Source organism: Spiroplasma endosymbiont of Zeiraphera isertana, from assembly GCF_964030805.1.
Lineage (GTDB): Bacteria > Bacillota_I > Bacilli_A > Mycoplasmatales > VBWQ01 > Spiroplasma_E.
Window position 1 is genome coordinate 2,067,266 of sequence record NZ_OZ034965.1, and the last position, 14,171, is coordinate 2,081,436.

15 protein-coding genes are annotated in these 14,171 nt (G+C 22.3%); 5 read left to right on the top strand and 10 right to left on the bottom strand.

Annotated elements, in window-relative coordinates; genetic code table 4:
- The first annotated feature begins 9 nt into the window (after positions 1-9).
- The 4 genes from AAHM78_RS14395 to AAHM78_RS14410 are packed head-to-tail and all read left to right on the top strand — an operon-like array spanning position 10 to position 7,186.
- Positions 10-1,449 carry a hypothetical protein gene (locus AAHM78_RS14395; protein WP_342253658.1) on the top strand — a complete coding sequence of 480 codons (1,440 nt, stop codon included), beginning with the start codon at positions 10-12 and terminating at the stop codon, positions 1,447-1,449.
- Positions 1,450-1,453: 4 nt separating this feature from the next.
- Positions 1,454-2,935 carry a hypothetical protein gene (locus AAHM78_RS14400; RefSeq protein WP_342253659.1) on the top strand — a complete coding sequence of 494 codons (1,482 nt, stop codon included), beginning with the start codon at positions 1,454-1,456 and terminating at the stop codon, positions 2,933-2,935.
- The gene (locus AAHM78_RS14405) at positions 2,929-4,284 is read left to right on the top strand and encodes a hypothetical protein (RefSeq protein ID WP_342253660.1); all 1,356 of its coding nucleotides are present in this window, start codon (positions 2,929-2,931) and stop codon (positions 4,282-4,284) included. Before AAHM78_RS14400 ends, AAHM78_RS14405 begins: the two co-directional genes overlap by 7 nt.
- A complete protein-coding gene (locus tag AAHM78_RS14410; RefSeq protein WP_342253661.1) occupies positions 4,211-7,186 on the top strand; it encodes a hypothetical protein in 2,976 nt (991 codons plus the stop codon). Before AAHM78_RS14405 ends, AAHM78_RS14410 begins: the two co-directional genes overlap by 74 nt.
- 360 nt (positions 7,187-7,546) lie before the next feature.
- Here the strand turns inward: AAHM78_RS14410 and AAHM78_RS14415 are convergent, their stop codons facing one another.
- The 9 genes from AAHM78_RS14415 to AAHM78_RS14455 form a co-directional block, all read right to left on the bottom strand.
- Positions 7,547-9,916: a ribosome-inactivating family protein gene (locus AAHM78_RS14415; protein ID WP_342253662.1), complete on the bottom strand. Its 2,370-nt coding sequence runs from the start codon at positions 9,914-9,916 to the stop codon at positions 7,547-7,549.
- Positions 9,917-10,112: 196 nt separating this feature from the next.
- Entirely contained in the window at positions 10,113-10,298 is a 186-nt protein-coding gene (locus AAHM78_RS14420) for a hypothetical protein (RefSeq protein WP_342253432.1), read from the bottom strand.
- Positions 10,298-10,426: a hypothetical protein gene (locus tag AAHM78_RS14425; protein ID WP_342253433.1), complete on the bottom strand. Its 129-nt coding sequence runs from the start codon at positions 10,424-10,426 to the stop codon at positions 10,298-10,300. The genes AAHM78_RS14420 and AAHM78_RS14425 overlap by 1 nt, the downstream gene beginning before the upstream one ends.
- On the bottom strand, positions 10,426-10,917 hold the full coding sequence (locus AAHM78_RS14430) for a hypothetical protein (protein ID WP_342253663.1): 492 nt from the start codon (positions 10,915-10,917) through the stop codon (positions 10,426-10,428). Before AAHM78_RS14430 ends, AAHM78_RS14425 begins: the two co-directional genes overlap by 1 nt.
- Complete coding sequence (locus AAHM78_RS14435; RefSeq protein WP_342253664.1) at positions 10,910-11,632, bottom strand: ERF family protein; 723 nt, start codon at positions 11,630-11,632, stop codon at positions 10,910-10,912. The genes AAHM78_RS14430 and AAHM78_RS14435 overlap by 8 nt, the downstream gene beginning before the upstream one ends.
- Positions 11,625-11,813: a hypothetical protein gene (locus AAHM78_RS14440; protein WP_342253665.1), complete on the bottom strand. Its 189-nt coding sequence runs from the start codon at positions 11,811-11,813 to the stop codon at positions 11,625-11,627. The genes AAHM78_RS14435 and AAHM78_RS14440 overlap by 8 nt, the downstream gene beginning before the upstream one ends.
- A gap of 2 nt (positions 11,814-11,815) precedes the next feature.
- On the bottom strand, positions 11,816-11,938 hold the full coding sequence (locus tag AAHM78_RS14445; protein ID WP_342253666.1) for a hypothetical protein: 123 nt from the start codon (positions 11,936-11,938) through the stop codon (positions 11,816-11,818).
- A 4-nt stretch (positions 11,939-11,942) separates the two neighbouring features.
- Positions 11,943-12,125 (bottom strand): hypothetical protein, encoded by a 183-nt coding sequence (locus tag AAHM78_RS14450; RefSeq protein WP_342253667.1) that lies wholly within the window; start codon positions 12,123-12,125, stop codon positions 11,943-11,945.
- The gene (locus AAHM78_RS14455) at positions 12,115-12,270 is read right to left on the bottom strand and encodes a hypothetical protein (protein ID WP_342253668.1); all 156 of its coding nucleotides are present in this window, start codon (positions 12,268-12,270) and stop codon (positions 12,115-12,117) included. Before AAHM78_RS14455 ends, AAHM78_RS14450 begins: the two co-directional genes overlap by 11 nt.
- Positions 12,271-12,399: 129 nt before the next feature.
- Between AAHM78_RS14455 and AAHM78_RS14460 the strand changes: the two genes are divergently transcribed.
- Positions 12,400-13,221: an IS1595 family transposase gene (locus AAHM78_RS14460; RefSeq protein ID WP_342252843.1), complete on the top strand. Its 822-nt coding sequence runs from the start codon at positions 12,400-12,402 to the stop codon at positions 13,219-13,221.
- Positions 13,222-13,354: 133 nt separating this feature from the next.
- Here AAHM78_RS14460 and AAHM78_RS14465 read toward each other — a convergent pair whose 3' ends face one another.
- Positions 13,355-13,843, bottom strand: coding sequence for a hypothetical protein (locus AAHM78_RS14465; protein ID WP_342253669.1), 489 nt, complete (start codon positions 13,841-13,843; stop codon positions 13,355-13,357).
- Between the last annotated feature and the right edge of the window lie 328 nt (positions 13,844-14,171).

Consider the following 14,171-nt stretch of genomic DNA (forward strand, 5'->3'; position numbering starts at 1 on the left):
TAAATTATTATGGCAATTAAAGACCCAATTTTATTTATAACAATTGAAGAATTTAAAAATTCTAAATATTTTAATGAATTATTATTTGATAAAGTAACTACTCCAGATAATGAAATTTGATTTGCAATATCTGTAGCAAGTAATAATATTGATTATTTAAGTGGTTTTACTATTTCAAAAAAATGACCAGAAATAACACCTACAGATTTTACAGATAATATTCAAACAGCAACTACTCATTATGTTAGATTTTTATTAACTAAAGATGTTGATTATTTACGTGGTCAAGGTTCAATTAGTCAAGGTGGATTAACTTATAGTGAAACTAATCCAGATGACCCATATTTTATACCTCCAGAAGTATTTAATTGTTTAAGAAAAATTAAAGAATATCCAAATATTAAAGGTTTTAATTTAAAAGGTATAGAATCACAAAAAAATAATTGATTTAATAAATTTATTTCAAATTGTGGTGAAGATAGTCCATTAAATGCATATATTCCTTATAATAATATAAAATCATTAGATTCTAGAACTAAAATTACTATTATTCATCCACAAAATATGTTAAGACCAATTGTTAATATTGATACTACTGGTATTAATACAAGTACTACTATACCAGATTTTAAAAGTCCCAAAGAAACTATAGATATTAAATATTATGAATCTAATCATACTGTAAATGCAGATATTAGTAATAAAATACAAAATGAAATAGATAAAAAACAAAATAAAAGTGAAACAGTTTTTATTTGAAAAAATAGTATTGGTTCTAGTGGTAAATATGATGGTGGTGGCTATTTAAGTATGTCTAATAAGCAAATTACTAGTCTTGGAACTCCTACATCACCAAGCGATGCAACTACAAAACAATATGTTGATGATAAAGTAAATATTAAACAAGATAAATTAACTGCTGGTGAAAATATTACTATTGATGAAAATAATAAAATTAGTGCTACTGGTGGTGGTAGTGAATCATTATGAGAAATAGACCAAAATAGTCCAAATATAATACAACCTAAAGAAAAAAGAATTATTACTTTAAATAATACTAGAATGGTTGATATAGCAGACCCTATACAAGCACAAGATGCTGTAAATAAAAGATATGTTGATAATAAGATACAACCAATTCCAAGTATTCCACAATGAAAAGAAGTAGGAACAAAAGTTAATATAAATCATATTAAATATGATTTTAAATCAAATACTAAATATAAAATTTATTATAATTTTGAAAGTCAATCAAGTAGTAAAAAATTTGCTTTTATTTGTAAAGAATTTTTATATGGTGAGTTAAATACTGATGTTCAAACTTTGGATTGAGATAAAGTTAATGATAGAATAATGATTTCTTTACAAATGCAAAATGATACTATTGCTATTGTTAGTGACCCTACAAGATATGGTCAACTTTTAAAATTAGAAGAATTACAGGAATAATATTATGAATAAAGAATTTACTTATTTACATGAAATTAGTTATTGATTATTAAATAAAAGTGATTTTACTCATAGTGAATATAATTTAAGTGGAAGTAGATATTCAAGTAAAACATATAGTATTGCAGAAGAATTAGCAATATTAATTGCTATTTCAATTAAAAATAATAAATCAATTGCTATATATTGTTTTAGAAAATTAAATAAAGATATTAATGATTTAGTTAAAGAAATATATAATGCTTTAATAACAATTGATTTTAATGATTATAAAGATTTTACTTTAAAATATCCAAATAAACAAGCAGATTTTAGATTTAAAGGTAGTAAATCATTTATTAGAGTTATGGGCGTATATAGTAATTCAAATGATAGAATACCTTTAAAAGGACTTTCTAGAAGTGAAATCAAAGGATTTGATTTAGCAATTGAATGATGTGAAGAAGCAAATGAATTTAGTCAACAAGAATTTCAAGCAATAACATTTGCATTAGGTAATGCTAAAAAAAGAATAAAAATAAAAAGTTGTAATCCAGATAATATTTATCAATATTTTATTGAATATATGAATAAAATTGTACCTTTTAATTTAGAAATAATGAAGTCTAAAAATGAACAAATTAAATCAATTTTTGATAATAATATATTTAAATTATTTCATTATTCAAATTGAAAAGTAAATTCTCATAATTTGACATTAGATATGATTAATGATTTAGAAGAATTAAAAGTATTAGACCCTATTAAAGCACAAAGTTGATATTATGGAGTTCCTAGTATTCTTACTGGTGCTATATTTGCAAGATATTTAGATAAAGTAGGTACTAAATTAGATTTTCAAGTAGAAAGATTAACTGGTGGATTAGATATTGGTATGGCAACAAGTTCAAGTGGTCATCCTACTGCTGGAAGTTTATGATTTATTGGTGAAAATGAAAATAGTAGAAGAGCGCATAAAGAAAGTGAATTTTATCATAGTAATTTTACTATGCAATATAAAGATACTGATACTTTAGCAAATGATATTATTAATTATTATTTAAATGAAAGTAAACGTTATATAGCAATGTTATTTGGTTTTATTTGTTATGTTGATTATGGTAATGGTGGATTAGTATTTATTGATGTTTTAAAAAGTTGAGTTAAAAAACGTAATATAACATGATTAAAATTTATAGCAGTAGATAAATCAACTTTATATTTAAATGATAGAATTGATTTTACAACAATTTGTATGCTTAAAAATATTATTAGTTTTAATTGAGAAAGATGTATTGAAACTAAAAGACAATATAGTTTAATGCAATGATTAGATAAAAAGAAATTAGATAGTAATAATAATACTCTTAAAATGTTAGATTTACATGATGATACTTGAGATAGTGATATGTATGCTTTAATGCATGAAATGAAATGATTAATTAATGGTATTAATAATAAATTATTAATTAATAAAAATAAATTTAATGGTGATGAATTATGATAAATACAATGGAATATTTAAGTTGTGATAAATCAAATTGATATATTGATATACCTATGATTATTGCTCAAAAATCAACTAAATTATGATTAGGTAAAGGTTTTTTATTTAATTCAAGTAAAAAAGAAATATTAGATTATTTAAATGAAATGAATTTAAAAGATAAATGATTAGAAAAATTTTATAAATTTGGTTTACAAAATAGTTTAATGGGTAAAGTATTTATAATGATTATAGTTAATGAAGATAATACTAAATCACTTAAAATATTACCTAATAGTTTTTGTGGTAGAGTTGCTAAATATAATGAACAAGAACAATCAGCAGAATTTTATTTTATTAATGAACAAGCAGATAGTGCAACTTTAACATGAGTAACAATTCAAAATGGAAAAGTTAAATATGAAACATATAAAGATAATAATAAAGATATTATTTTAGGTTCTACACGTACTAAATTAAAACCAAATATTACTCCATTAAAAACTTATGAAATTAAAAATCCATTTAATTATATACCTATTTTTGAAATAACTAATTTACCAATAATAAATTTATATGGTAATGCTACAACTTTAAATGCATATCCAGATTGTACACCAGTATGAGATTTAATTTGAGATTTAAATCGTGTAATTAGACAAAAAAGATTAGAAAGAGAATTAAATGTTACTACTTTATTTGCTGCTTTAGATAATGAAACAGTTAAAGAAATGCAAGAAAATGGTAATATTGCAGAAAATCCTAAAAAAGATATGTTTGTTAATGTTGGTAGTGCTGGATATGATAAAAATGGTAATGGGGGTATGCAAATTATTCAAGGTGACCCTAAATTTAATGAATATTGATTAGATTATAATGGTACTGCTAAAGCTATATTTAATGGTGCTGGTTATGATTATGATGAACATGGTAATGATGTTTATACTAATAAAACACAAAGTATGTTTAATAATAAATTTGATATGGAAACAACAGAAATAAAAATAGCATTTTATAGTGCTTATTTTTATCGTATATTTGATTTATTACTTATTAGTGAAAATTTATGAAATGGTATTGGAGAAAGACCTTATAGTTTTAAATTTATTCCAATTGCTATGACTGACCAAATAGTACAAGACCAAATTATTAATTCAAGATTAAATAATGGCACAATGACAATAATTGAAGCAATTGGTGAATATGATAATATTGACCAACTTATGGCTGAAAATAAATTAGAAAATATTATTAATGAAAATCAAAAATTAAATAAAAATTTAGGAGGTAATGAAAATGAGCAGACATCAACAAATACAATTAATGAAACACGCTCAAATGAGATTAAAGATGCAACAAATATTAATTAAAAGACAATCACATTGAAAAATATTTCCATTTATTATAAATAATGGAGCAATACCTTTAACTGAAACTGGTTATAAACCTATTAATAGTAAAATAAGTGATTTTGGTCAATATGAATTAATATTAACTGGTAATACTCCAGTTGTTTGTATTTGAAAAAATAGTACAAAAATATATCAAAAAAATAAAGGTAAAATTGACCCAGTAACTCATAAAGTTACAGGTCAAGATGAATTTTATAAAAAAGAATATAAAATTGGTGATTATTGAAATGCTTATTTAATTGATGATACAAGTGGTGTTGATTTTAGTAATTTACCAAATAATCAAATATTTAAAACAATACAAACTAAAAGACAATATACTTTAGTTATGTTTGAAGAACATATTACAATTGATGATTATTTACAATTTTTTGTTGTATTTAATGATGAAAATGAAAATATAGGTGGTAATAGTTCTAAAAATCAAGATAGACAATTATTATATATTTCAAATGTAACAAATTATTATAGTTCTTATAATGGTGCATTTAGTATGCAAGTTTTAACTTTTAGTAGTTTAAATGATAGAGTAGTTGCAAGTGGTCAAAATACACTTGATTTTGTACAATATGCTTCACCAGGTAGTGGTTATGCTTTTCCTACTATTCAAGAAGGAAAAGTAACCTTAAATCGTACTTTAATGAATGATATTGGTGTACGTTATAGTCATAGACAAAGTTATGGATTAGAATTATTATCAAGTTGTTATTATTATGGAAGACCAATAATTCAAGGTCAAGAACCAATTCAACAAGATAATGAAGAAATATTTGAAAGTAAAGTATTTGCTTCAAGAAGATTATTTATTGCTGGTAATAATGAAAAATCTACAACTAATATTAAAAATAATGGTGGTTTACTTGCTGGAATAAATGATAAAATAACAACAAGTAGTCATCCAGAAACTACATTTTATAATATTATGGATGCAAAACCTACTGGATTTACTAATTTTAAAAATTTTACAGAATGATTAAAAACTTCATTAAATTTTCAAGATAATTTATTTGTAACAAAAGATTTTAAAGGTATGCTTTCTTTTGATAAAGATAAAGCAAGATTAAGTAATGGTACATCAGTAGGAGAAGCTAAATTTTTTTGAGATAGTGAATGAAATATAAATAATTTAACGGGTAATTATAATGTTGATATGAGTAGTAATTTTAAATATAAAGACCCAGATACTCATTTAATTATAGGAAGTCCAACTGTTGATTATTCAAAAATAAGTCAAAAATATATGTCAGCAATATTAAATTTTAATAGTGTAGTATTTTCACCATTAATACAAATGCCTTATGATAGTCAACAATGATTACCATTTGCTTTAAGTGATATTCCTTTAATTGGTAAATTATTAAATGCTTTAACATTAGGGATTTGAAGTAGTTGAGTTATTACTCAAAATGTTCAACAATATAAAAAAATGTTATATTTTAATGGTTTTATGAGTGCATTTTTTACAAGTAATTTAGAAAGTGTTATTGGTAATGGTGGTTTAATTCCATTAAATGCTTTTACAAATGATAATGATTTTACTATTGGTAAATTATTAGGAGCTAATGTTTCAACAACTGCTATGACTATGAAATTAAGTGATAGAGTAAGTGTTTATCCATGAGACCCTAATACTGGTAAAAAATTAACTACAAAGGAACAAATAAGTACAGTTGATTTATCACAAAAGAAAAATAATAAAGTTTATATTTTAGCAGAAGATACTGAGTTTTTAGATATTGCTTCACCATTAACTAATGAAGATACTGAATGTCAATGAAATCCAACAGCAAATGGAGTTATTGATGGTTCAAATTATGCTTATATTATTGATACAATTGTAACTCAAAGTTTACATCAAGGTGAAGAAAGACATACGTTTTATAGTGATAATCCTTTTACTTATCAAGGTGATTATAATGAAATATCAATTGCTCAATTTCGTTATAATAATATGGGTTCATTAACTGGTAATGCTTTTAATTGAACAACTTTATATAAATTAAATCATGATGAATATGAAGAAAGTGAAGAAACAACATTTAGTTATCCAGCAAAAATATTACCTCCAAGTCCACAAAATATAGCAAAATCAATCGTTATTATTCCGGATTTAAAAATTGATATGACAGCAAATAATTTACCTTTAACAGATACAAGTTCAATACCAGTAAAAGATAATACTGAAAATTGATGACAAGTAAATAAAAGTAAACAAGTTAATTATGAAGTTGATTTAAAATCATTATTAGACCCAACATTATTAATTAATACTTTTAATGATTTAAAACGTTATTATAAGAGTATAACTATATATTATGATTATGATATTAAAACCGAAAAAGCAATCCATAATAATTCAATTCCAACTATAACATCAACTTTGTATACTGATTTTTACATAGAAGAAAAATTTTTAAATCCAAAAAAAGATGTTGGTTTTAAAGAAATTCAATTAAAAGATTTAATTTTTAGAGATATACCACCACGTAATGGAAATCATATTTATCATTGAAATCATAATAAACAAGGTACTACGGTACAACTTGAAAGAGAAAGCGGGATATCATATATGTATGGAAGAACTGATACTGATTACCATTTAAATGGTTATAATTTTACTATAAATGATAATGGTAATGTTGGTGGTTGAAACATAAAATATGAAAATAATCAATTATTAGGTTTTTGTATAGTTAATAACTATCTTAAATGAAATTTTTATTTACAAACAACCATAGGTAAAATCGAAGATATGTGATATATTACAGGTAAAATTGGTGAAAATGATAAAGCATACGCTAGCATATATATTAATAGTATTAAAGCAAATATATATAAAATAGTACTAAATTCAAGATAATTATGATAATATAATATTATTAAATAATAAAGGAGTAAATGATGGATACAAAAAAAAATGTTACAATTCATGAAATAGAAAAAGACAAATTTACTACTAAACTTTTTAATAATAATTTTTTTCTAATTTCTGTTACTATAATATCTATAGTAGTTTTAATGATAATAGTTGCTTCTCTATTTTTTGCATTCTTTTGAAAATAATATTCCCCCACAATCTTAAATAATGTATAATAAGATTACTTACTTATGTAAGTATATGAAATAAAAAAGTTCTCAAACTTATGTAGTTGTTAGGTTGGCACCTAATTAAAAAGTTACCAATTAAGGTAACTTTTTTGTTTATATTTTTAAATTTTAATTATAAACTTGTTATATTATTTGTAACAAAATTTGTTTTATTATCAATTGATAAATGTTGTTCATGATTAATATCTTTTGATAAATCATCAGTTCATTTAGTTACGTTTTTTTCTTCAAAAATTTCTCTTATTTTTCTATCATTTGGATTTGAAATTTGAGTTTCTGTTATTTCATCATTATATAATCTAATTCGATTACCAATGGCCATTTGGATTCCTCCACCATTTGCAAACATTCATGCATTATTACGAGCATGTTGTTTTATTTCCATTTCAAAACAATATTTTGTATTTTCTTGAAAAAATTTTAAATCAAGACTTTGTCAAGTATAAAAATTAGTTTCAGTGAAATTTAAAAGCACACAACTAAATTTAGATTTAAAATTACCATTAATACAATCAGTAATTTTTTTACCATAAAATTCTTCATTGCCTCTACCTGTTAATGTATATATATTATTTCCTAAAAATTCTATTTTTTTATAATTTAAAAGATTAAAATTTTCAAAACAATGTTTTGAATTTGATACTCTTTGACCACTGTCATTAATAGACACCATAGAAGTAAAAAAAACACTATAACCAGCAATTGTAAAACCAAAACTGCAACCTATAGCTCCCCCAGCGATACCAACTACAGGTCCCCCAGAAACAGTACCACCAACCCCTAAGACAGCACCAGTACTTACGCATCCAATTGCAGCAGCTTTATAAGCATTACCAATATCAATTCTTGAATTTCCTTCATAAACGGTTGTAAAACCTTTTTCAGCTTTATCATTATGATAATAAATATTTAACTCTTTATTTAAATCACAACTTTCCATATTTTTTTTTTCATAACTTCAATCTTTAAATTTTAATTCATATATTTCACATTTTTCATTAATGATATTAGCACTATTATAATACTTATTAATAATAATATCTTTTACATGATTTATAATAGACATTCTTTTACTTACATCGCCATTTTGATTAATTGTATACAAACCAGTATCTGTTCCAATAAATATATAACCTTTTTTAACTCATGGATTTTCAGTACTATCATTGTCAAGAATTTTTATAGAAGTTATTTTTCCTTGAATTTTATCAATTTGTGGTTTTAAATCACAAACTAATATATTTTTATTAGATGAATTAAAACACATATTTATATTGCGTTTTTGCTTTTTTGCATTTTTATGTTTACATTTTACATTATCAACTATTGCCATTAATGTAGCTATATTTTGCAATAATTCTTGATTATTTGCTAAAATAGTTCAAAATAGTAATAATCAGCTACTTACATTGTTAGAAATATTTAATCAATTTTGAGTTAATGATGTTAAACTTTGTCATGATATTGTTTGAGAATTTGTATATATTTCATTTATTTTCTTTGATATTCCATAAAATCTCATACTTTCAGCAGTTGCCAATATAACACGAACTAAATCTTGCCTTATACTATCATGACCATGTCTTCTATTATAATTTTGTAAAGTATTAAAAGAATTATAAATATTTTCTCATGAAATAGTATCTATATCATTGCCAGCAAGAACATTATAATTTGAACTATATCCCAAATTAATAGAATTAGTAGTTCCATATTGTATTGTTGTAGAATCTGAAAAATAATAATAATTATTATTTGCTATAAATCCTTGAAGATAAAAATCTCTTGCTCTAAAAACCAATCTTAAATCATTATTACTAGTATTTTCATATTGTCCTCTTATTCAAGGATTAGCAACACAAGTAAATTTGTCAATAGTTTGACTATAACTAGGAGAATCATTTAGTCTAATTGGAATAATAAAAATATCATCATCATTATTATTAGAATTTATACTATATATTGGAATTCTTGAAATAATATTAGTATCTTCAATCGAAATTCTTGAAATTAAATTTTCATTTTCTAAGTCAGAAAGAATAAACAAAATTTGAGTTCTAAAAGAATATCATTCTGTATATCTTGGATCATTTGGTAAATAACGAAATAAAATTAAATTAGAAACTGTTATTTTTTTATTTTCATCATCCTTCCTTTTAACTCTCTTTCTACTTTTTTCATGTCGATGTTTATGATTACTTGTTTCTAAATGTTGATTTGAAAAAGAATCTAAATATGATTGATAAAAAGGGTCAATATTTTGATTTGTTTCATTTAAACTATATAATTTATAATTATTACTTGAATTTGTATAACCAATTTCTTGATTTATTGATTCTAAACTACTAGTATTTTTGCTAGCTCAATCTTTAATATTTTGATTATCAATTGACTTAGCATATATACCTTGATTTTCAGAATTAAATAATGGTGCACTTAATACTCATAATTTAAATCAATAACTTGGATTAAAATATTTCATTATAAATATTTCCTTTCATTAATAAATATGTGTTAAAAACAAAAAAAGAAAAAACTACTCTAATTTCAACGAATTAGAAAGGCTCTTCTTTTTATTTTATCTATTTAAATAAAAATATTTTCATTAAGTTTTTAACAATTTAATTATATACATAAAAATTTTAAAATGTGAAAATATAATTTTTTTAAAATTTAATTTAATTATTTTTATAATATTCTTTAATTTCTTTTATTTTATTATTAAAATCTAATTTATGTTTTTTACACATTTTAAAAAATTGAATTGTAGTATCTTCTAAATCTAAAGTTTTTAAAGTAATTAATACTTTACTATTACAATTTTTAACAATACATTTAAGTAATACTTTTTCTTGTTTTTGCATTAATTATTTTCCTTTTTACAATTACATAAATTAATTGATATATTTAATTGTTTTATTTTTTTTAAATTTTCTGATGATTCAATAATTGCATTTTTTGTAAAAATATCCATTTCAAATTCTATTTTCATTATTTATTTTCCTTATTTAAATAATATCAACCAATTAATAAACTATCTGCTTCATCATGATTATTAACGGTTATATTTCAATTATTAAAAGTAATTAAATCTTTAACTAATATTAAAGAATATTCTTTTTTTCAATTACTATAATCTATTGTGATATTTTTATAATTTTCTTTATATCAACTTTTTCATTTACTTGGACTAATAAGCATATTTTTTGTTAATAATTTATTAAATGTTCCTGCAATAAAACCTCTTAAATGTTCTTGAGTTTCATAACCAATACCATTTTTTGAATGAAAAGTACCACGTTCTATTAATAAATCATATTCATTAATATCAATTAAATAACTTATTTGTTTTTGTATTTTTTCTCAATCATAATTATAATTTTTAAAACTATAACTATTTATTCATATTGGTTTTTTATTTTCTCATAATGTAAATCCAGTATTTTTAATACTTGGGTCAATTGAAAGTAAATAATTATTCATAATTTCTATACTCATTTTTTTTATTATTTTTTAAATTTTTAAATCTTTCACGAATTTCTTTAAATTTATCAAATAAAGTTTTTAAATAATTTTCACCCATTAATATTAAAAAATCTTTATTATTACTTGGATTTAATCTTTCCATATCTTCTCTTATACATTCATCAAATAAAACTGTATTTGTAATCATATATTTTTCAAAATAATCTAATTGTTTTTCACTTGGTTCTCATTTTTCATTTTGTATTTTTATATTATTAGTATAATTATTTTGTTGTTTATTATTTTGTATTAAATTAACATTATCATTATCTGGATCAAGTTCATCTTCACTTAATAAAAGTAAATTCATTAAGAAATATCTATAAGCATAAGTTTCTGCACTACCTTTTGCTTTTGCTATATCAGTATTTTTAGCACAAGCAAGTATATCAAAATATTTAATTTCTTTATCATTATCTAAATCAATAATTGTATATCTTTTAAAATAAGTTATTTCTACTTCATTTTTATCTAAATAACTAATTTTTCTATCTGTTGTTAATATATCTTCATGTGTAATAACAATATTTAATTCTTTACATAATAATTTAAATTTATTAAAAATATCACTTAATAATCAATATTTATAATTTCCAAATTTATTAAAACCATTTTTGGGTGTACTACCAATTTCTAATTGTAATTTAAGTATTTTTTTATATAAATTATTCATTTTTATCACTCTTTCTATTTATTGCTTTTTTATTTAAACTTCTTATAAAACCATTAATTTTCATATTTTTTTCTTCACAAATTTCTTTTAATTTTTCATAATCTTTTTCAGTAAATCTTAAATGAACAATAATTTGTTTAATCATTAAATCTTCTGGTTTCTTTTTAGGTGCTGCTACCATATTTATTCACTACTTTCTTTTTCCATAAATAATTCTTTAATTCTTTCACCATATTTACCATTTTCAATATCTTTAAAAAATATTTGTAAATCATTTTTAATATCTTGAAAACCTTTATTTTTCATATTATTACACTCCTTTAAAATTTTCTAATTGTAATTCATTAATATAATATTCATATAAGCAATCTCAATTATTTGATGTTAAATACATATCTTCTTCAATCATGTCATTAATACATTTATTACAATAATAATTATTATCTATTTCACTAATTCAAATATATTTTTCATTATGAATATTACATTTCATTTTTTTCACCTATTAATTTATAAAAACATTTATTACAAGTTCTATTTGCAAATGATGAATTTTTATGACAAATATCACATGAACCAAATATTTTTTCTTCTTCATATTTTATATATATTCTTTTATTTTCTTTTAAATTCAACATAATATTATTAATCCCTTTCTATAATTTTTAATATTTCTTGTATTTCAATATATTTTTTATTTTTAAGTAATTTTTCATTACATAAATTTTTTATCGGACTTCTCCCCACATGTACTTGTGGAGGAAACAATGAAATTGAATGAGTTCAACAATATATTTCAAACAGAAAAAGATTGTTTGAAATATATAGCAAGTTTGAAGGAAAACAAATGTATGAGGTGTTCTTGAACAAATTTGAATACTTCTGATTTAAGAAGAATAAGATGTTTGAAATGTCATCAAACATTTAGTATTCTTCATGACACCATTTTTTACAAGTCACAAACACCTTTGACATCTTGGTTTTATCTCATCTTTAGATGAATAAACACCAAACATGGAATTCCATCAACTGATGTTGCAAAAGAATTGGGAGTAACTTTGAAAACTGCTTGAAGAATGGGTCATAAAATCCGAAGTGCAATTGCAAAACAAGAACCTCAATTCATTGTTGAGGGCATAGTGCAAATGGATGAAATGTATCTTTCACATATGGGTTTTAAAAAACAAGGAAGATCCTTAAAAAATAAAACTTTGATTGTTGGGATTTATGAAAAAACAACCAATAATTTAATTGTGAAAGTGTTGAAAAATGCAAATCAAAAAAATCTTTTGCAATTTGCAAGAAACCACATTTCTTCAAAGTGTGATGTACATACTGATTCTTGAAAAGGATATCGCCATTTTAAATCAGTTTTCACTAAGCATGAAACAGTTAACCATCAAGATGGCTATGTTTCAAAAACTGGTGTAAACATAAACCAGATTGAATCGGCATGAAAGCACATCAGACGAACATTTAAAACACATATCAAAGTTGAAAAACATCATGTTCATTTATATGCAAAAGAATCAGCATATAAATTCAATAACATACCTAGTTTTGAAACTGTAATGTTATGTTTGATTTAAAAATGTGGGGAGAAGTCCGTAGATAGGCTTTTCTCAGCATTTATGTGATAAAATTAAAAATAGTACATAAAGGGAGAAAAGCCTTTTTTATTAATTCTATTTTTTCAACATTTAATAACATATTTAATTTCCTTTAATACTTTAAATAAAATATTTTTTCATTATGAGTTTCTATATTTTTCATTGGTGTAACAATATAATTAATTACTAAATCATTATCGTTATATGGATTATTTATTTTAAAACTTTTCATATCTTGTTCTCATGTAATGTTATATTTAAAACATTCTTGATTTTTATCATTTTTAAAAATATAATAACCATTATATTGTTCATAAAATTCACAAGATATTAATTTATTTTCAGTAGTATTAATATTTGGAATATTTTTAATATATTTTAAAATATCACTACCTTTAACACTTTCAATATCTTTTGTTATTGATTTTTTCCCTAATTTATAATAAAAATCTTCAATTATTTTTAATGCTATTTTTTTATTTTTTTCATCAATAATAGTATCTTTAATAGGAAATAATGTTTCATATTCACCAATTTCTAATAACATACCTTTAGTTGTTTCTTTAATTTTATTTTTAATATCTAAATTAACATTAATCATTACGAATCCTTTCTATGTATAAGCCTTATCACCTACAGTGATAAAAGGCTTATATACTACTAACTACTTATCTACTATACGTAAGGCTTATGCTACTGTAAGTAGCAAAGCCTTGGAGGGTAGGGGTTCTAGGGGAAGGGAACCAAAAAATATCAAGTTTTAAAAGAGCATCGCAAAAATTACTATTTGCAAATTCCTATACAATAGCTTTTATAATTTTTATTAAATTTGGAATAATTAATTACTTTAATAAAGTATAGGTTTAATAAAATAATTAATTATAATTGTTCAACAATTAAAAATGAGAGTATTATCTCTCATTTAAGTT